Origin of the sequence: Streptomyces sp. P17 (genome assembly GCF_032436805.1) — a bacterium.
Classification (GTDB): Bacteria; Actinomycetota; Actinomycetes; order Streptomycetales; family Streptomycetaceae; genus Streptomyces.
In genome coordinates this window covers 1-18,858 of sequence record NZ_JAVRBF010000011.1, presented here as the reverse complement: position 1 = coordinate 18,858, position 18,858 = coordinate 1, and the positions used below count along the sequence as shown (strand labels likewise).

Sequence of the window (18,858 nt, the reverse complement as noted above, 5' to 3'; positions counted from 1 at the left end):
GCCATGGCTTCCCTCTCCAAGGCGAGCGCGGCCCTTGCCGCGTTGCGCGAGGATCTCAGCGGCGATGTGTTCGCCCCGGGGGATCTGGGCTACGACGAGGCCCGCGTCGTCTTCAACGCGATGATCGACCGGCGCCCCGCGGTGATCGCCCAGTGCGTGGACGAAGCCGACGTCGTGCGCTCCGTGCGCTTCGCCCGGGATCTGGACCTGAACATCGCGGTCCGCGGCGGCGGGCACAGCGTGGCGGGCATGGCGCTCAACGACGGCGGTCTTGTCATCGATCTGCGCCATATGCGCGCGGTCACCGTCGATCCCGCGGCCGAGGCGGTACGGATCGCGGGCGGCGCCCTCATGAGCGACCTGGACCACGCGACCCAGGCGTACGGCCTGGCCACGACCGGCGGCCGGGTCTCCACCACCGGCGTCGGCGGCTTCGTCCTCGGCGGCGGCACCGGCTGGCTGGACCGCTGGAGCGGGCTGGCCGTCGACAATCTGCTCGCCGTCGAGCTGGTCACCGCCGACGGCCGTCAGATCCACGCGAGTGCCGACGAGAACCCCGATCTGTTCTGGGCGCTGCACGGCGGCGGAGGCAACTTCGGCGTGGCGACCTCGCTCACCCTGAAGCTGTACGAACTGCCCGAGTTCGCCATCGCGTTCCTGCTGTACCTCCCGAAGCACGGCCGCGAGGTCGTCCGCACCTTCCGCGATGTGATCGCCGCTGGACCGAACGAGGCGGGCGGAGGCGTTCTCTATTTCACCGGCCCGCCCGAGGAGTTCTGCCCGCCGCATCTGCAGGGCACCCTGCTGTGCTCCGCGCTGCTGACGTATGCCGGGAGCGAGGCGGACATGCGCAAGGTGGCGGAGCCGCTGCTGGCCCTGCCGCACGAGGGGGCGATCGTCGGGGCGATGCCGTACGTCGATGCGCAGTGCATGATCGACGATGCGCCGGGCTTCAGGAACTACTGGTCGGCGGAGTATCTGACGGGTCTGCCCGACGACTACGTCGAGGTGTTCTGCCACGGCGCGGAGTCGATGCCCGTCCCGACCGGGACCATCCACGCGCTGATGCCTCAGGGCGGCGCCATCGCGGACGGCCCGCAGCGGTACCCCGTGCCCTACCGGGACGCGGCCTGGGTCACGCACCCGTTCGGCATGTGGGAGGACCCGGCGGACGACGAGCGGTGCATCCAGTGGGTCCACGACGTCCGTTCCGATGCGCAGCCCTGGAGCACGGGGGCGGTCTATCTCAACTTCATCGGCGCGGAGGGGCCGGAGCGGGTGATCGCCGGTGTGGGCGCGACGAACTACCGGCACATGGAGGAGATCAAGCGGAAGTACGACCCGGACAACGTGTTCCGGTTCAACCACAACATCCGGCCGAGGTGAGCGCCGCGAACGCCGCCAGTGTCCGCTCCCCACCCGGATCCCCCGCCGTCGCCGGAACCAGCGCGATCTCATCCAGTCCCGCCTCCGCGTAGGCGTCCGCACGCGCGCGTACGGCGTCCAGGTCGCCGACGAGGCCCACGACGCTGGCCGCCTCCGGGGGTACGGAAGCGTCGGCGCCCGTGGCCGCCCGCTGCACCGACTCGCCGAATCCCGCGGCCGTGAACATGTCGCTGTAGCCCGGCACCGTGAGATAGCCCGCGATGCTGCCCAGCACCTGGGAGAGGGCCTCCGGCTCCGGGTCGACCGCCGCGGGCAGCCAGGCGGCCGGCGTGGGCGGGTACGGCCCTCGCGTTCCGCCGCCGCGTGCAGCTTCGTCCGGAGTTCGCGGACCTGCTCGGGGGAGACGATGTCGAGGAGCATGCGGTCGGCGTGCCGGGCCGCCGAGGCGGTGGCCCGTTCGCCGAACGCCGCCACGGTGAGCGGACCGCCGGACGGCAGGTGCCGGCGCCGGAAGACGCTGCCGGGGACGACCGGTTCGCCGGGCGCGGTGTGCAGGAAGCCCTCGCGGCCGATGGCGTACAGATAGCGGGCCGCGCACTGGTGGAAGGCCATGCCGCAGGCGAACGAGCCGGTGATCAGCAGCCACTGGAAGGTGTCCACGGCCCAGGCGCCGATGAAGGAGTGGGCGGGGTCGAAGAACAGGTCGAGCGGGCTGGTGCCGGAGGAGATCTCGACGGAGCCCTTGAGGCCGTTGCCGGCGATGGTCATCCAGGAGACGTAGATGTAGAAGATGCCGACGCCGATGACGGAGATGAGGGTCGCGCGCGGGATGACCCGCTTGGGGTCGCGGGACTCCTCGCCGTACATCGCCGTCGACTCGAAGCCGACCCACGACCAGAAGGCGAAGAACAGGCCGAGCCCCGCGGAGGTGCCGGTGAAGGCGTTGGCCGGGTTGATCGGCTCCATGGGGATGCCGTCGGGGCCGCCGCCGTTCAGGAGTACGGCGGTGGCGACCGCGAAGAGGACGGCGATCTCCGCGATCAGCATCACCCCGAGCGCCTTGGCGGTGAGGTTGATGTCGAAGTACGCCAGCACGGCCGTGACCGCGAGCATGGCGGCCGCGTACAGGATCCACGGCAGGTCGACGCCGAGCTGGTCGTGGACGGTGGTCTTCGCGAAGTAGGAGAAGACCCCGACGATGGACGCCTCGAAGACGATGTACGCCAGCACGGCGAGCATGCCGGACGCCATGCCCGCGATGCGGCCGAGGCCGTGCGAGATGTAGCCGTAGAAGGCGCCGGCCGCGGTGATCCGGCGGGCCATGGCGACATAGCCGACGGAGAACACCGTCAGCACGAGCGTCGCGAAGAGATAGCCGGCCGGCGCGCCCGTGCCGTTGCCGAAGCCGACCGCGATGGGCAGGTTGCCGGTCATCGCGGTGATCGGCGCGGCGGTCGCCACCGCCATGAACACCACGCCCACCAGACCTACGGAATTCGCCTTGAGCCGATGCACCTCTCGCGTGGGTGTATCTGACATTCCCGCCCCTCTCGCCGTACTTCTGCAACGAAATCCGAAGGTCACGCGCAGCTTGTCTGCCGGATGCGCCAGTGTGGCGGTGGAGTGACGGGCGCCACAACAGACACGCGGTCATGCAAATCCGGCCCGGGCGCGACGCATTGTCGTGCGCGACGGCCGGATGATCGTCTCCGTAACCGCCTGGAGATGTCCCGGAAGCACGGGCGCGGGTAGCGTCCGGCCCATGGACAGCGGATACGACACTCAGGGCGCCGGTATCACCGTGCAGCGGGCGCTGGAGCTGCCCGGCCTGCGCGGCGGGCTCCCCGAGATCCTGGCGGGCGCCGACCGCCTCGGGCGCACCGTGCGCTGGGTGCACGCGGGCGAGGTGCCCAACATCGCCTCGCTGCTCAAGGGCGGCGAGCTGCTGCTGACCACCGGCTACGGCCTCGGCACCCGTCCGGCCGAACAGCGCGCGTTCGTCCGCACGCTGGCCGAGCGCGGGATCGCCGCCCTGGTGGTGGAGCTCGGCCCGCGCTTCACGCGGCTGCCCGCGGCCCTCGTCGACACGGCCCGGTCGGCCGGTCTTCCGCTTGTCCAACTACACCGCGAGGTGCCGTTCGTGACGGTCACCGAGGAGATCCACACCGAGATCGTCAACGGCCACTACGCGCTCCTCCAGCGCGCCGAGGAGGTGCACCGCCGCTGCACGGAGGCCCTGCTCGGCGGCGGCGGGATCCCCCAGGTGCTGGGCATCCTCGCCGACTTCAGCGGCAACCCGATGTTCCTGGAGACGACCGACGGCCAGCTCCTGTACGCGGCGGGCGCGGGCCCGGAGAACGCCGATCCGCTCCAGGTGTGGGAGGGCCTGCGCGGCCAGCACAAGGACGCGCCGCCACTGGCGGGCTCGGTGCTGGTGGACGTGCCGGGCGGCGGGCCGGGCACGGGCTCGGTCCGCGCGCGCCTGGTCCTGCTCCCGGTACGCGCTCCTCTCGCCCCCGTGCACCGGATCGCGGCGGAGCGGGCGGCCGGCATCCTCGCCGTGGTGCTGATGCAGGCACGCCAGGAGGAGGAGCTGGCGGCCCGGGGCCGCGGCGACTTCCTGACCGACCTCGCCGAGGGGCGGATCGCCGCGGAGGACGCGCCCGCGCAGGCGCGCGTGCTGGGCTTCAAGCCGGGTGACAGCCCGCTGCTGCCGGTGGTGATGCGACTCGGTGACGCGCTCTCGCCGGGCGGCGGCTGGGCGGTGCTGGCCCGCGCGGTCGCCGAGGAGCTGGCGGCGGTGGGTGTTCCGGTGCTGCTGGGTGTACGGCCGGTGGAGGGCCGGGTGCCGCTGCTGCTGGGCCTGCGTTCGGAGTCGGAGCGGTCGGCGGTCGCGGACCGGGTCGCGGCGGCGCTGCGGGCCGGGGTGGAACGGGCCGGGATGCAGCGGCCCGGGGCGCAGCCGCCGGTCGTCGTGGTGGGGGTCGCGGGCGGCTGGGCGGCGGCCTCGGCGAGCCTTCGGCACGCGGCGGAGACGGCGACCGCGGCCCAGGGTCTGACCGACCGCCCCTGGTACGACGCCCGCCGCCTGGACATCGACCTGCTGCTGTGGCGGCTGCGCGAGCATCCCGACCTCGCGGCCTTCGTGGACCGCGCGATCGGCCCGCTGCGCGACCACGACGCCCGCTCCAAGCCGCCGCTGCTGCCGACGCTGCAGACCTATCTGGCGCACGCGGGCCGCAAGGCGGAGACGGCCCGCGAACTGCACCTCAACCGGCAGACGCTGTACAACCGCCTGGCCCGCATCGGAGAGTTGCTGGGCACGGACCTGGACGACCCACAGGCGGTACTGGCGTTGAGCCTGGCGCTGCGAGCCCGTCGGCACGTGCCCTAGACCCGTACTTCGCAGGTCACCCGATCGTGAAGACCAAGCGGTCGTAGCTGATCGCTCGCCGGTCGGAACCGCAGCAGCGATGGCCGTCTCGGTCCGGCCCGGTCGAGATCGGACGCCGTGAGGCCGATGCGGAGAACCTTTTCGGCGACCTGCGAAGTACGGGCCTAGATCAGCGGCCGGGGCTGGGTCAACTCGTCGTAGACACTGAGCACTTGAGCGACGGTCTCGTCCTCGGTCGGCCAGGTCCCCGCCTGCCGTACCCCCCGCTCCCTGAGCAGCTCGCAGCGCTCGGGGTCGCCGAGGAGTCGTACGACGGCGGCGGCGAGCGCCTCCGGATCGCCGTACGGGACGAGTTCGGCCGCGTCGCCGACGAGTTCGGGCACTCCGCCGACCTCGCTCGCGACGAGCGGTACGCGCGCGTGCAGGGCTTCCTGGGCGAGCACGGACCGCGCCTCCCACCGGCTGGGCAGCAGCGCGAGATCGGCGGCGGCGAGCAGCTCCTTTACGTCGTCACGCCGCCCGATGAGCCGCACGGGCAGCCCCTCGTCCTCGATCCGGCTCTGGAGTTCGCCCCACAGCTCCCCTTCGCCCGCGATGACGACGAGCGGCAGGGGGTCCATCCGGCGCCACGCGCGTGAGGCGTCCAGCAGGACGTCGTACCCGCGATGCCGTTCGAGGGAGCCCACGGCGATCAGCAACGGCCTTCCGATGGCCCCGAGTTCGGCCCGCACCTTGGGCCGCAGCCGATCGGCCTCGTCCTGCTCGCTCTCGGGGGCGCGGCGGGCTCCGGGCAGCGAAACGGCGGCGAGCCGCGCGTCCCGGGCGCCGGTGCGGCGGGCCCGGTCGACGAGCGCCGAGGTGGTGCCGAGGACCACGGAGGCGGCCTTGGCTACCCGCCGCTCCAGCAGGCGTACGAGATGGGCGCGGGCGCCCTCGGCGTACGCCCGGTCGTGCCAGGTGACGACGAGAGGCGTGCGCCGTCCGCTGAGGGCGAGCACGGCGCGGAAGGAGGCGTGCAGCCCGTGCGCGTGCACCAGATCGGCGTCGGCGCAGGCCGCCCGGAGCGCGGCCACGGAACCGGGGTCGCTGCTGCGCGGCACGTGCACGTGTTCGGCGCCGACCCCGCTGAAGCCGTAGAGGTGATCGGCCTCGACGGGGGCGCACACGGTGACCCGCACGCCCCTCGCGACCAGCCCCGAGGCCAGCGATCGCACGTGCACGCTGCTGCCGGCGTTGCCTCCGCCCAGCACCTGCACGGTGCGCAGCGGCGACTGGCCGTGCGGTGAGTGGCTGCTCACGGGGGTCACGTGGCCGTGCTCCTGGTTCGGGGTCGGGCGGTCACGACGAAAGTACAGAAGGATCGAGCGGAGGGGGTGAACCGCGAGGATCCCTGCGCGTACGACAAGCACTGCCAAGGATGCCAGCACGTACGGGTGTTCCGGGAACGCCGAGGTGGCCGACGACTGCGGGCGACACGGGCGGGGGCCGGCAGTGGGTCACCCACACGGGTGGGCGGCGGCACGGATGTGCGCGAGGCCCGGGTTCCGGGCCGCCTCGCTCACCTTGTCCCCGTACACCGTGGCGGCGACGAGCGCGGCGGCGTGGGCGACGAGCCCCGCCCGACCGTTGCCGGCGACGACAGCGGCGCCCAGGGCCGCGCCCAGCGCGTGTGCGCCGGTGTCGCCGATCATCGACCGCTCGGCCACATCGTCCGGCAGGACGGCCGCGGCGGCCCCCATCGCGGCGGCGGACAACTCCCTCGCGACACCCCCGCGCAGCAGCCCGGGCGCCCCGAGCGCAAGCACGACACCCACGGCCCGGCCCGGCCGTACGTCCACGAGGTTGACGACGTGCGCGGTACCGGCGATCACCACCCCGGCGAGCACCTTGTCCACGGCCCGTTCCTTGAGCAGCGCGCCCGCGAGCAGCCCGGCCGCCCCGACCCCGAACAACTTGACGGCACCACTGGTGACTTCACCATGCCGGAGGGCGGACATATGTGCCCGGAACCCACGTCGCGGATCGTGGGCGCCGACGACATCGTCGTACGCCCCGCAGGCCCCGGCGGCCAGCACGGCGGCGCCGAGGCCGGGGCGGACCAGGGCGGCCCCCGCAGCGGCGGCCACAGCGCTCGCGGGCCCGGCGTGGAGACCGACGGTCCGTCCGGCGTGGTTCTTGCGCTGCCAGTGGTCGGGGGCCTTGGCGCGAAGGCCGGTTATACCGGCGCGGGCGACAAGGGCGGTGAGGGAGGCGCGGACGATCATCCGGCCACCCTACGCAGGCCTACGCGTCCGCGCGGGCCGTGGCCAGCAACTCCTCCGCGTGTGCCCGTGCCGTCTCCGAGTCCTCCTGGCCCGCGAGCATCCGTGACAGTTCCCGGATCCGGTCCTCGCCCTCCAGCACCTTCACCCCGGACCGCGTCACCGAACCGTCGTTGGTCTTCTCGACCAGCAACTGCCGGTCGGCGAAGGCAGCGACCTGCGGAAGGTGCGTCACGACAACCACCTGCGCGGTCTTCGCGAGCCGCGCCAGCCGCCGCCCGATCTCGACCGCCGCCTTGCCGCCGACGCCCGCGTCGACCTCGTCGAAGAGATACGTCGGCACCGGGTCCGTCCCCGCGAACACGACCTCCACGGCCAGCATCACGCGGGACAGCTCACCGCCGGACGCGCCCTTGGCGATGGGCCGCGGCGGGGCCCCGGGGTGCGGCGCGAGCAGCAGCTCGACCTCGTCGGCGCCGGCCGGGCCGTACGCGACCGTACGGCCGCCGACCTCCACGCCCTCCGGGTCCTCGCTCTGCCGGATGGCGAAGGACACGCGCGCGTGCGGCATGGCCAGCGAGGCCAGCTCGGCGGTCACGGCGGCCGCGAACCGCTCGGCGGCCTCGGTCCGCGCATCGGTCAACGCCTGTGCGAGCCCGCCCAGTTCGACCCGCAGCGCGTCCCGTTCCGCGGTCAGCCCGTCGATCCGCTCGTCGTCGCCGTCCAGTTCGGTGAGGCGCCCGGCGCCTTCTTCGGCCCAGGCGAGCACGGCGGCGACGTTCTCGCCGTACTTCCGCGTCAGCGCGGTCAGCGCGGCCCGCCGCTCCTCGACGGCGGCCAGCCGCAGCGGATCCGCGTCCAGGTCGTCGGCGTACCCGGCCAGCTCCCCCGCCACATCGCCCAGCAGGATCCCGATCTCGCCGATCCGGTCGGCGAGCGCCGCCAGCGCGGGGTCGTGCGACCGTACGGCGTCCAGGGCCCGCTGCGCACCCGCGACCAGCGTCGTGGCGTCGATGCCCTCGGGGTCCTCGGGATTGCCCGCGAGCGCGGCGTGCGCGGCCGTGGCGGCCGACGACAGGGCCTCGGCGTGCCCGAGCCGCTCCGCCTCCTCCGCGAGCTCCACGTCCTCTCCGGGACGCGGCTCCACGCCCGCGATCTCGTCGAGACCGAAACGCAGCAAGTCGGCTTCCTGGGCCCGTTCCCGCGCGCGCGTGACGATCTCGTCCAGCTCGACGGCGACGGCGCGCAACCGCCGGTAGGCCTCGCCGTACTTGGCGAGCGGCACCGCGACGGCGTCCCCCGCGTACCGGTCGAGCGCCTGCCGCTGCCGCGTCAGCTTCAGCAGCCCCTGCTGATCGGTCTGCCCGTGCACGGCCACCAGCTCGTCGGCGAGCTCCGCGAGCAGCCCGACCGGCACACTGCGCCCCCCGAGATGGGCCCGCGACCGCCCCTCGGCGGAAACGGTACGGCTGATCAGCAGCGCCCCGTCGTCGAGCTCGGCCCCGGCCTCCTCGGCCCGTACGACCGCCGAGGCGCCCGGGGGCACGGTGACCCGCCCCTCGACGACCGCCTTCTCGGCCCCGATCCGCACGAGCGCCGGATCCGCACGCCCACCGAGCAGCAGCCCGAGGCTGGTGACCACCATGGTCTTGCCCGCGCCCGTCTCACCCGTGACAGCGGTGAACCCGGGCGACAGCTCGACGACCGCGTCGTCGATGACTCCGAGCGACCGTATCCGCATCTCTTCCAGCACGGACACGACCATACGAGGTAGGGGCGCCAGGACGCGAGGCACCCTGTCACCCAGGGGAGTGGTCCGACCTGAAGGGGCGCGGGGACCTGCGCGAGCAACCACGACGAACCCGCACCCGCCGGCACAAAAGCAACCACCCCCCACAGGTGCTCAGTGAGGCGCCCCCCGCCACCCGGAAACAGGCAACGCGAACTTCGCCACAAGCCGATCCGTGAACGAAGCATGATGCAGCCGAGCCAGCCGCACCGGCACAGCCCCCCGCCGCACCTCGACCCGCGCCCCCGGCGGCAGCTCAACCGTCCTGCGCCCGTCACACCACAGCACACCCGGCGGAATGTGAGGCAGCACCTCAACCGCCAGCACAGAATCCGGCGACGTCACCAACGGCTTCGCGAACAGCGCGTGCGCCGAGATCGGCACCATCAGCAACGCCTCGACCTCGGGCCACACCACGGGCCCGCCCGCCGAGAACGCGTACGCGGTGGACCCCGTGGGCGTGGACAGGACGATCCCGTCGCACCCGAAACCCGTCACCGGCCGCCCGTCGATCTCCAGCACGACTTCCAGCAGCTTCTCCGCGCCGGCCTTCTGCACGGCCGCCTCGTTCAGCGCCCAGTCCGTGTGCACGATGTCGCCGTTCTGATGGACGACGACATCGACCGTCATCCGCTCCTCGACCTCGTAGGCCTTGGTGACCACCCGGTCGACGACCTTGTCGAGATCGTCCCGCTCGGCCTCCGCGAGGAACCCGACCCGCCCCAGGTTCACCCCCAGCATCGGCACACCGGAGGCCCGCGCGAACTCCGCGCCGCGCAGCAGTGTCCCGTCCCCGCCGAGCACGATCAGCAGCTCGCAGCCGTCCAGGCACTGCGGGGTGGCCTCCTTGACCAGCTCCACCTCGGCCGGCAGCGGCAGGTCGGCCGCCTCGTACTCCAGCACCCGTACCCCGATGCCGGACCGCAGCAGCCCCTTCACCACCAGCTCGGCGCTGCGGATCGCCGCAGGCCGTCCGGTGTGGGCCAGCAGGAAAACAGTACGAGCTCGGTTCTGTGTCAACGCGGCCCCTCCGCCACTGCACGGTCAACGTCGGCCGGGTCCGGTGCCGGTGCCCCGGACCGCAGCCACAGAAAGTACTCAACATTCCCGGAGGGCCCCGGCAGCGGACTGGCGGTGACCCCCTTCACCCCGAGCCCCAGCTCCCAGGCCCGCCCCGCCACACCCCGTACCGCCTCGGCCCGCAGCTCCGGGCTGCGCACCACACCCCCGCTGCCCAGCCGCTCCTTGCCCACCTCGAACTGCGGCTTGACCATCATCACCAGGTCGGCGTCCGGCTTCACACACCGCACGAGGGCGGGCAGCACCAGTCCGAGCGGGATGAAGGACAGATCCCCCACGACAAGATCCACGGGCTCCCCATCGATCGCTTCGAGCGTCAACTCGCGTACGTTCGTACGGTCCTTGACGGTGACGCGTTCATCACTCCGAAGAGTCCAGGCGAGTTGCCCGTAACCGACGTCCACGGCGACGACATGCGCGGCCCCGGCCCGTAGCAGTACGTCCGTGAATCCGCCGGTGGACGCCCCCGCGTCCAGCGCCCGACGCCCCTTGACGACGAGCCCCTGCGGCACGAAGACGTCCAGCGCGCCGGCCAGCTTGTGGCCGCCCCGCGAGACGTACTCGGGATCGCTGTCGTCGGAGGAGACGACGATCGCGGCCGCGGTCTCCACCTGCGTGGCCGGCTTGGTCGCGACGGTCTTGCAGACGGTGACCCGCCCTGCGGCGATCAGCTGGCCGGCGTGCTCGCGCGAGCGCGCGAGCTTCCGCCGGACCAGCTCCGCGTCGAGACGGCGACGTGCGACTCCTGCCACGTTCGGTTCAGCTCCTACTGCCATACGCCGATGGGGGCGCCGGAGGTCCCGGGCGGGCGTCGAGCGCGGTGAGCGCGTCGCGCAGCCCCCGGTGTACATCCTCGTACACCTCGACGTGTCCGTCCGTGGCGAGGTGGTCGGCGTCGGCAAGCCGCTCCAGCTGGACGTCGACCTCGGCATGGCCGGTGGGCGTGCGGGGAACGCCCAGCGGGGCCGGGGCGGCGGGGTCGTCATCCGGCGCCACTGCCTCCTGGAGGCTCTCCGCCTCCGGAACTGCGTCACTCATGCCCAGACGCTACCCCGAAGCGCTGGGGTACCGTCGATCGCGATGGCCACGATCGAAGCGTGCCGCGCCGCACTTGAGAAGCTCTCGGACAACATGCAGCACGCCGAGGGGGACGTCCGCACGGCCGCCGCCCTGGACCGCTCGGTCAGCTGCCACATCACCGACCTGGACGTCTCCTTCGTGGGCCGCCTCCAGGGCGGGCGGATCCATGTGCACGACACCCTCCAGGGCCCGCCACCGGAGAAAGCGCAGATCAGACTCGCCATGACCGGCGACGACCTGGTCGCGCTGGTCGACGGCGAGCTGCACTTCGCCAAGGCCTGGGGCTCGGGCCGGGTGAGGCTGCACGCGGGCGTGCGGGACCTGCTCGTGCTCAGGAAGCTCCTTTAGCCTGCTCAGGCAGGAGTCTTCACCGTGCGCACCTTGCGCGCGGCCGGCACCACCAGCGGAGTCCCCGTCTCCGGGTCGTCGATGATCTGGCAGCGCAGCCCGAAGACCTCCTCGACCAGCTCGGCCGTGACGATGTCGTTCGGCGCGCCCTCCGCGATCACCTCGCCGCCCTTGAGGGCGATGAGGTGGGTGGCGTACCGGGCCGCGTGGTTGAGGTCGTGCAGCACGGCGACGAGCGTGCGGCCCTGCTCCTCGTGCAGCTCCGCGCACAGGTCGAGGACGTCGATCTGGTGCTGGATGTCGAGGTAGGTGGTCGGCTCGTCGAGCAGCAGCAGCGGCGTCTGCTGGGCGAGTGCCATCGCGATCCACACGCGCTGACGCTGGCCGCCGGAGAGCTCGTCGACATAGCGGTCGGCGAGCTCGGCGACGCCGGTCTGCCGCATCGACTCCTGGACGACCCGCTCGTCCTCCGTGGACCACTGGCGCAGGATGCCCTGGTGCGGGTAGCGGCCACGGCCCACCAGGTCGGCGACGGTGATGCCGTCGGGTGCGATGGAGGACTGCGGCAGCAGACCGAGCGTCCGCGCGACCTTCTTCGCCGGCATCGACTGGATGACCTGTCCGTCCAGCAGCACCCGGCCCTGGCTCGGCTTGAGCATCCGGGACAGCGCCCGCAGGAGCGTGGACTTGCCGCAGGCGTTCGGGCCGACGATCACGGTGAAGGAGTGGTCGGGGATCTCCACCGACAGCTGCTCGGCGATGACCCGCTGGTCGTAGGCCAGGGTGACGTTCTCGGCGGACAGGCGGTTCACAGTGCTCCTTCGGATGTTCTTGTGCGCGGTGCCGCTCATATCCGGCCCGCCCTGCGCTCGGTGACCAGCAGCCACAGCAGATAGACGCCGCCGACGACACCGGTGACCACGCCCACGGGCATCTGGTCGGCGCCGAAGACGCGCTGCGAGACCCAGTCGGCGACGACCAGCAGGGCGGCGCCCATGCACAGGGACGGCAGCAGGTTCGGTCCGGGCGAGCGGGTCAGCCGCCGGGCCAGCTGGGGGGCGGTGAGCGCGACGAAGCTGACGGGGCCGGCGGCGGCGGTGGCGGCCGCGGTGAGCAGGACGGCGGAGATCATCAGCACCGCCCGTACCCGCTCGACGCGCACGCCGAGCGCGTTGGAGACGTCGTCGCCCATCTCCATCATCCGCAGCCCCCGCGCGTTGCCGAGCACCAGCGGCACCAGTACGGCGCACAGCGCGAGCAGCGGCCAGACCTGAGCCCAGTCCCGGCCGCTGAGAGAGCCGGTCATCCAGACGACCGAGCGGGCCGCGTCGACGATGTCGGAGACGGTCAGCAGATAGCCGTTGACGGCGGTGAGGATCGCGGACATGCCGATACCGACGAGGACCAGCCGGTATCCGTGCACGCCCTGCTTCCAGGCGAGCAGATAGATGGCAAGCCCGGTCACCAGGCCGCCCACGAGCGCGCCGATCGTGACCTGGCTCGCGCTCCCGGAGAACAGCACGATCATGGTGAGCGCACCGGCCGTCGCGCCCTGTCCGAGGCCGAGGATGTCCGGGCTGCCCAGGGGGTTGCGGGAGACGGCCTGGAACAGCGCGCCGCCGAGGCCCAGTGAGGCCCCGACCAGCAGGGCGACCAGAACCCGCGGCAGCCGCAGCTCATTGACGATGAACTCCTGCCCCGCGTCGCCGTTCCCGGCCAGCGTCTTGAGCACATCGCCCGCCGAGATGGGGAAGTCCCCGGTCCCGATCAGCACCACGCTCGCGGCGAACGCGGCGAGCAGCAGCAGGAGTACGACGGTCAGAGCGCGGACGTCCAGCCGGACGGAGAGGCCGCCCGGGGTCCGCACAGCACGGTTGGTCTTCACAGCTGCGCCGTCCTCCGCCGTCGTACGAGCAGGATGAACACCGGACCGCCGATGATCGCGGTGATGATGCCGACCTGGACCTCCGAGGGCCGGGCGATGACCCGGCCGATGACATCGGCGCCCAGCAGCAGCACGGGCGACAGGACGCCGGCGTACGGCAGGATCCAGCGCAGGTCGGGGCCGGTGAAGGAGCGCACGACGTGCGGCACCATCAGGCCGACGAACACGATCGGGCCGCAGGCGGCGGTCGCGGCCCCGCACAGCACGGTGGCCGCGAGCATCGACAGCGCCCGGGTGCGGCTGAGATGGGCGCCGAGCGCCTTGGCGGTGTCGTCGCCCATGGACATGGCGTTCAGCGGCCGGGCCAGCGCGAGGGCGAGGACCATGCCGACCAGCAGGAACGGCAGGACCTGCTTGATGGTCGAGTCGGTCGCCGAGGACAGCGAACCCACCGTCCAGAAACGCATCCGGCCGAGCGCCGCGTTGTCCGAGATCATGACGGCCTGGAGGTAGCCGTAGAGCGCGGCGCTGATCGCGGTCCCCGCGAGCGCCAGCCGTACCGGCGTGGCCCCGCGGCTGCCGCCGAGGAACCAGACCAGCGCCCCGACGGCGGCCGCACCGAAGAAGGCGAACCAGATGTAGCCGCTCATCGAGGTGACGCCGAAGAAGGTGATGGCGGTGACGACCGCGGCGGAGGCACCGGCGTTGATGCCGAGCAGTCCGGGATCGGCCAGCGGATTGCGGGTGAGCGCCTGCAGGACGGCCCCCGCGAGACCGAGCGCGGCACCGGCGAGCAGCCCCAGCACGGTCCGGGAGACCCGCTCGTCGACGACGACGTCGCCGTACGTCCCGGTGTCCTGGAACAGGCCGTGCCAGACCTGTGCCAGGGAGAGGTCCTTCGCTCCGATCGCGATGCTCGCCAGCGCGACGAGCACCAGGATCATGGCGGAGAGGAGAAGCCCAAAGGAACGTATCGCCCGGCGGGTTGGGGGCGCGGGGGCGGTTTCCGCGCGCTGTTCTGGGGGACTGTCGACCAACACGCAGTTAGGTTAGCCTACCCTCGCATCTGTTCTCGATGCCGAGTCGGCATCGAACGAGGGCTCACAAACCCAGCCGGGCCAGCGCCTTCCCCGCGTCCAGCGCGCACGACCCCTCGCCCGCCGCCGTCCAGGCCGCCGCACACAGCGCGCGCAGCCCGTCCAGCGCCTCCTCGTCTCCCTCCAGCTCCAGCCGCTCCGCCCCGGCCGTCGCGATCCAGCCACCGCAGCGGAAGCCGTCACCCTCCACGGTGACCTCCGGCTGGCCGGTGAGCATCCCCCGCAGATCGGCGTCCACATACGTCGGCCGGTGCTGCGGCGGCGCCGCGAGCAACTGGGCGCCGTCGGTGACGCCGGTGAGCACCAGCAGCGAGTCGACCTCGCCGTTGAACGCCCCCTCGATGTCCGTGTCCAGACGGTCCCCCACCACCAACGGCCGCTCGGCGCCGGTGCGCAGAATCGTCTCCCGGTGCATGGGAGGCAGCGGCTTGCCGGCCACCTGCGGTTCGGCACCGGTCGCGATCCGTACGACCTCCACCGCCGCGCCGTTTCCGGGCGCGATGCCGCGCGCGCTGGGAATCGTCAGGTCGGTGTTGGACGCGAACCAGGGCACCCCGCGCGCGATGGCATAGCACGCCTCGGCGAACCGCCCCCACGCCAAGTCCGGCCCGCCGTACCCCTGGACGACCGCCGCCGGATCGTCCTCCGCCGATTCCACGGGGACGAGCCCACGTTCACGCAGCGCCACCCGCAGCCCCTCGCCGCCGATGACAAGCACCCGGGAGCCGGCCGGCACCTGCTCGCTGATGAGCCGCGCGACCGCCTGCGCCGAGGTGATGACGTCGTCCGCGACCGTCGGTATGCCAAGCTCGGTGAGATGCCCGGCGACGGTGTCCGGGGTCCGCAGGGCGTTGTTGGTGACGTACGCCAGATGCATCCCGCCCGCCCGGGCCGTGGCCAGCGACTCGACCGCGTGCGCGATCGCGTTCCCGCCCGCGTACACCACGCCGTCCAGATCGAGGAGCGCCGTGTCGTACGCCTCGCTCAGGGCCCGGCCGCTGCCCTCCGGGCTCGTCCTGACGCTCTGGCTCATTCCGCATCGCTCCTCGTTCGACGGCTTTCCCCCGATCATCCCGCATGCCACTGACACACGTACGATGCCGGGATGAACTCAGCAGGTCACTCGGAAGCAAAGGCGCGCCGGGGCCTCGAACTCACCCCGTTCAGAGGCCTCCGATACGACCCGGACCGGGTCGGCAGTCTCGCCGCCGTGACGTCCCCGCCGTACGACGTCGTCGTCCGCCCCGACGGCCTGCACCACCTTCAGTCGGCTGACCCGCACAACATCGTCCGCCTGATCCTCCCCCAGGCCGGCACCCCCAGCACCCGCAACGAACAGGCCGCCCACACCCTGCGTCGCTGGCTCTCCGAGGGCGTCCTGACCGCCGACGACGAACCCGGCCTGTACGTCTACGAACAGCGCGACGAGAGCGGCCTGCTCCAGCGCGGAGTCATCGGCGCCCTGCGCCTGTCGGACCCCTCGGAACATGTGGTCCTGCCCCATGAGGACGTCATGCCGCATGTGGTCGCCGACCGCGCTGCCCTGATGCGCGCCACCTCGGCGAACCTGGAACCCCTCCTGCTCACCTACCGGGGCAACGGCTCGGCCGCCGACACCTCCGCCGTACTCGAACGCATCATCCAGCAGCCCCCGCTGCTCGCCACCACCACCGAGGACGGCTTCCAGCACCGCCTGTGGGCCATCACCGCCCCCGAGGACCTGGCCCGCATCCAGTCCGACCTGGCCCACCACCAGGCCCTGATCGCCGACGGCCACCACCGCTGGGCGACCTACCGCCGGCTGCGCGCCGAGCACCCCTCTCCCAGCCCCTGGGACTACGGCCTGGTCCTCCTGGTGGACACGGCCCGCTATCCCCTGCGCGTCCGCGCCATCCACCGCCTCCTGCACGGCCTGCCGGTGACGGACGCCGTCGCGGCCCTGGAGGGCCTGTTCCACGTCCAGCGCCTGGAGCTCCCCCTCGCCGAGGCCATGGACGCCTTGGCCGACGCGGCCCGCGAGGGCAACGCCTTCCTGCTCGCCGGAGACGGCGCCTTCCACCTCGTCGACCAGCCGGACCCCGCCCTCCTGGCCCGCACGATCCCCGCCGACCGCCCGCCGGCCTGGCGCACCCTGGATGCCACGGTCCTGCATGCCACGCTCCTCGACCACGTCTGGCACATCCCCGAGGACGACCCCACCCGCATCGCCTACATCCACGACACGGCGGCCACCGTCCGCAAGGCCGAACGCGACGGCGGTACGGCCGTTCTGATGCACCCGGTCCGCGAGGAGGTCGTCCGCGATCTGGCCCGCCAGGGCGTCACGATGCCCCGCAAGTCGACGTCGTTCGGCCCGAAACCGGCCTCGGGCCTGGTCCTGCGCGCACTGGACCTGTGAACGCGAAAGGGGCGGACCCGGCTGGGATCCGCCCCTTCAATTCCTAGCCCGGCCTACTCCTCGTCGGAGGCGTCCGGCGTCTCGTCCTCATCACCGAGGGCGTCCACGAACTCGACACCGTCCAGCTCCGCGAGCCGGTCCGAGGCATCCGTGCTGCCGTCCTTGTCGGACTCCACGGCCTTCGAGAACCACTCCCGCGCCTCGCTCTCCCGCCCGGCCGCCAGCAGGGCATCGGCATAGGCGTACCGCAGCCGCGCGGTCCACGGCTGTACGGAGTTGGAGGCCAGCTCCGGGCTCTGCAGCGTCACGATGGCCGCGTCCACCTGCCCCAGGTCGCGCCGGGCGCCGGCCGCGACGAGCCGCATCTCGACCTGCCCGGCCTTGTCGAGCTTGTGCACCTCGGGCGCCCCGGCCATGTCCAGCGCCTTCTCCGGCCGCCCGAGCCCACGCTCACAGTCGGCCATCAGCGGCCACAGATCCACGGTCCCGGTCATCCGCCGCGCGGCCCGGAACTCGGCAAGCGCCTCGGAGTACTTCTGGTTCGCGTACGCCGCGAACCCGGCGGCCTCTCGTACGGCGGCGACACGCGACGCGAGACGCAGGGCCACCTTGGAGTAGCCGTACGCGCCCTCGGGGTCCTCGTCGATGAGCCGCGCGACCATCACCAGGTTCTTGGCGACGTCCTCGGCGAGCGTCTTGGGCAGACTCTGCAGCTCCTGCCGTACGTCCTTGTCGATCTCGTCGCCCGTGACGTCCTCGGGGATCGGCAGCCGCTTGATCGGCTCACGGTCCCGATCGCGGTCGTCGCGGCCGCGGTAACCGCCACGGTCGCTGTCCCGGCGGTCATACCCGCCACCACGCCGGTCGTCGCGGCCGCCACGGTCATCGCGCCCACGGAACCCGCCCGGCCGGCCACCACGGTCGTCACGGCGGGGGCCACGGCTGCCACGGTCGTCACGACCACCACGGTCATCGCGGCCGCGGAAGCCGCCACGGTCATCACGACGGTCGTCGCTGCGGCGGTCGTCACGGCGGTCATCCCGGCGGAAGCCCGGGCGGTCACCACGGTCATCGCGGCGGGGGGCGGGCCGGTCACCACGGTCGCCGCGGTCATCGCGGCGGAAGCCGCGGTCCCGGTCGCCTCCACGGAAGCCCCCACGGTCGTCCCGCCCGCGATCGTCACGACGGAAACCGCCACGGTCGTCATCGCGACGGACGGCAGGACGGTCGTCACGGCGGTCATCGCGACGGTCGTCACGCCTGTCGTCACGACGGCCATAGCCGCCGCGGTCGCGGTCATCTCCGCGGCGGTCGTCGCGCTGGCCGTAACCGCCACCGCGGTTGTCGTCACGGCGGGGGGCGGGGCGGTCACCACGGTCATCGCGGCGGAAGCCCGGGCGGTCACCACGGTCGTCACGGCGGGGGGCGGGGCGGTCACCACGGTCATCGCGGCGGAAGCCCGGGCGGTCACCACGGTCGTCACGGCGGGGGGCGGGGCGGTCACCACGGTCATCGCGGCGGAAGCCCGGGCGGTCACCACGGTCGTCACGACGGGGGGCGGGGCGGTCACCACGGTCGTCACGGCGGAAACCGCCACGGTCGTCGCGCCCACGGTCGTCACGGCGCGGGCCGCCTTGGCGGTCGTCCCGGCGGAACGGCGGACGGGGGCCGCGGTCGCCCTCGCGACGGTCGTCACGGCGGTCGTAGCCACCGCCACGGTTGTCATCCCGACGGAAGCCACCGCGGTCGCCGCGGTCATCGCCTCGACGGTCATCACGCCTGTCGTCTCGGCGGACGTAACCACCACGGTCACCGCCCCGACCACTGTCGCGACGGTCGTCACGGCGGTCATCGCGGCGGAAGCCGCCACGGTCGTCGCGGCCGCGGTAGCCTCCACGCTCTCCGCGGTCCCCACTGTCCCGTCGCCGCTGGTCGCGCTCCGGTCGGTCGTCGGGAGAGTTGGTGGACATCGGTGACTCCTGTCTTCGGTACACAAGCATTGTAAAAACAAAAGGACCCCTGGTCCCAGCTGAACGCTGGGGACCAGGGGTCCTTCCCAAAGATTGTTCGGCGGCGTCCTACTCTCCCACAGGGTCCCCCCTGCAGTACCATCGGCGCTGTAAGGCTTAGCTTCCGGGTT

Annotated in this window: 16 protein-coding genes, 1 rRNA gene and 1 pseudogene; 4 read left to right on the top strand and 14 right to left on the bottom strand. The window is 72.4% G+C overall.

Features of this window, described 5'->3' with window-relative positions; genetic code table 11:
- Positions 1 to 3 precede the first annotated feature (3 nt).
- A complete protein-coding gene (locus RMT89_RS09345; RefSeq protein WP_315883331.1) occupies positions 4 to 1,386 on the top strand; it encodes an FAD-binding oxidoreductase in 1,383 nt (460 codons plus the stop codon).
- Here the strand turns inward: RMT89_RS09345 and RMT89_RS09340 are convergent.
- Together RMT89_RS09340 and RMT89_RS09335 are read right to left on the bottom strand one after the other, a co-directional pair.
- Entirely contained in the window at positions 1,361 to 1,660 is a 300-nt protein-coding gene (locus RMT89_RS09340) for a hypothetical protein (protein WP_315883330.1), read from the bottom strand. The genes RMT89_RS09345 and RMT89_RS09340 overlap by 26 nt on opposite strands.
- Positions 1,661 to 1,899: 239 nt before the next feature.
- A pseudogene (locus RMT89_RS09335) lies at positions 1,900 to 2,925 on the bottom strand (APC family permease); the annotation flags it as partial.
- A gap of 223 nt (positions 2,926 to 3,148) precedes the next feature.
- Between RMT89_RS09335 and RMT89_RS09330 the strand changes: the two are divergent.
- Positions 3,149 to 4,780, top strand: coding sequence for a PucR family transcriptional regulator (locus tag RMT89_RS09330; RefSeq protein WP_315883329.1), 1,632 nt, complete (start codon positions 3,149 to 3,151; stop codon positions 4,778 to 4,780).
- 164 nt (positions 4,781 to 4,944) lie between these two features.
- Here RMT89_RS09330 and RMT89_RS09325 read toward each other — a convergent pair whose 3' ends face one another.
- From RMT89_RS09325 to RMT89_RS09300, 6 genes are all read right to left on the bottom strand, one after another.
- Positions 4,945 to 6,087, bottom strand: coding sequence for a glycosyltransferase family 4 protein (locus RMT89_RS09325; protein WP_315883328.1), 1,143 nt, complete (start codon positions 6,085 to 6,087; stop codon positions 4,945 to 4,947).
- Positions 6,088 to 6,276: 189 nt separating this feature from the next.
- Positions 6,277 to 7,044, bottom strand: coding sequence for a hypothetical protein (locus RMT89_RS09320; RefSeq protein WP_315883327.1), 768 nt, complete (start codon positions 7,042 to 7,044; stop codon positions 6,277 to 6,279).
- 19 nt (positions 7,045 to 7,063) lie between these two features.
- Positions 7,064 to 8,806 (bottom strand): DNA repair protein RecN, encoded by a 1,743-nt coding sequence (recN, locus tag RMT89_RS09315; protein ID WP_315883326.1) that lies wholly within the window; start codon positions 8,804 to 8,806, stop codon positions 7,064 to 7,066.
- Between the two features lie 138 nt (positions 8,807 to 8,944).
- Positions 8,945 to 9,850: an NAD kinase gene (locus RMT89_RS09310; RefSeq protein WP_315883325.1), complete on the bottom strand. Its 906-nt coding sequence runs from the start codon at positions 9,848 to 9,850 to the stop codon at positions 8,945 to 8,947.
- On the bottom strand, positions 9,847 to 10,662 hold the full coding sequence (locus RMT89_RS09305; protein WP_315883324.1) for a TlyA family RNA methyltransferase: 816 nt from the start codon (positions 10,660 to 10,662) through the stop codon (positions 9,847 to 9,849). Before RMT89_RS09305 ends, RMT89_RS09310 begins: the two co-directional genes overlap by 4 nt.
- Before the next feature lie 7 nt (positions 10,663 to 10,669).
- On the bottom strand, positions 10,670 to 10,948 hold the full coding sequence (locus tag RMT89_RS09300) for a hypothetical protein (RefSeq protein ID WP_315883323.1): 279 nt from the start codon (positions 10,946 to 10,948) through the stop codon (positions 10,670 to 10,672).
- 42 nt (positions 10,949 to 10,990) lie between these two features.
- On the opposite strand from RMT89_RS09300, the gene RMT89_RS09295 reads away from it, so the two are divergent.
- Positions 10,991 to 11,338 carry an SCP2 sterol-binding domain-containing protein gene (locus tag RMT89_RS09295; protein ID WP_315883322.1) on the top strand — a complete coding sequence of 116 codons (348 nt, stop codon included), beginning with the start codon at positions 10,991 to 10,993 and terminating at the stop codon, positions 11,336 to 11,338.
- A gap of 5 nt (positions 11,339 to 11,343) precedes the next feature.
- Here RMT89_RS09295 and RMT89_RS09290 read toward each other — a convergent pair whose 3' ends face one another.
- From RMT89_RS09290 to RMT89_RS09275, 4 genes are all read right to left on the bottom strand, one after another.
- A complete protein-coding gene (locus RMT89_RS09290) occupies positions 11,344 to 12,189 on the bottom strand; it encodes an ABC transporter ATP-binding protein (RefSeq protein ID WP_315883321.1) in 846 nt (281 codons plus the stop codon).
- Positions 12,186 to 13,223 carry an iron chelate uptake ABC transporter family permease subunit gene (locus RMT89_RS09285; RefSeq protein ID WP_315883320.1) on the bottom strand — a complete coding sequence of 346 codons (1,038 nt, stop codon included), beginning with the start codon at positions 13,221 to 13,223 and terminating at the stop codon, positions 12,186 to 12,188. The genes RMT89_RS09290 and RMT89_RS09285 overlap by 4 nt, the downstream gene beginning before the upstream one ends.
- Complete coding sequence (locus RMT89_RS09280; protein WP_315883319.1) at positions 13,220 to 14,263, bottom strand: iron chelate uptake ABC transporter family permease subunit; 1,044 nt, start codon at positions 14,261 to 14,263, stop codon at positions 13,220 to 13,222. The genes RMT89_RS09285 and RMT89_RS09280 overlap by 4 nt, the downstream gene beginning before the upstream one ends.
- 61 nt (positions 14,264 to 14,324) lie before the next feature.
- Positions 14,325 to 15,353 carry an HAD hydrolase-like protein gene (locus RMT89_RS09275; protein WP_315883318.1) on the bottom strand — a complete coding sequence of 343 codons (1,029 nt, stop codon included), beginning with the start codon at positions 15,351 to 15,353 and terminating at the stop codon, positions 14,325 to 14,327.
- 72 nt (positions 15,354 to 15,425) lie between these two features.
- Between RMT89_RS09275 and RMT89_RS09270 the strand changes: the two genes are divergently transcribed.
- Positions 15,426 to 16,718, top strand: coding sequence for a DUF1015 domain-containing protein (locus tag RMT89_RS09270; protein ID WP_315883317.1), 1,293 nt, complete (start codon positions 15,426 to 15,428; stop codon positions 16,716 to 16,718).
- 53 nt (positions 16,719 to 16,771) lie between these two features.
- Here RMT89_RS09270 and RMT89_RS09265 read toward each other — a convergent pair whose 3' ends face one another.
- Together RMT89_RS09265 and rrf are read right to left on the bottom strand one after the other, a co-directional pair.
- Positions 16,772 to 17,488 (bottom strand): tetratricopeptide repeat protein, encoded by a 717-nt coding sequence (locus RMT89_RS09265; RefSeq protein ID WP_315883444.1) that lies wholly within the window; start codon positions 17,486 to 17,488, stop codon positions 16,772 to 16,774.
- 1,295 nt (positions 17,489 to 18,783) lie between these two features.
- Positions 18,784 to 18,858 (bottom strand): 5S ribosomal RNA (gene rrf / locus RMT89_RS09260); the annotation flags it as partial.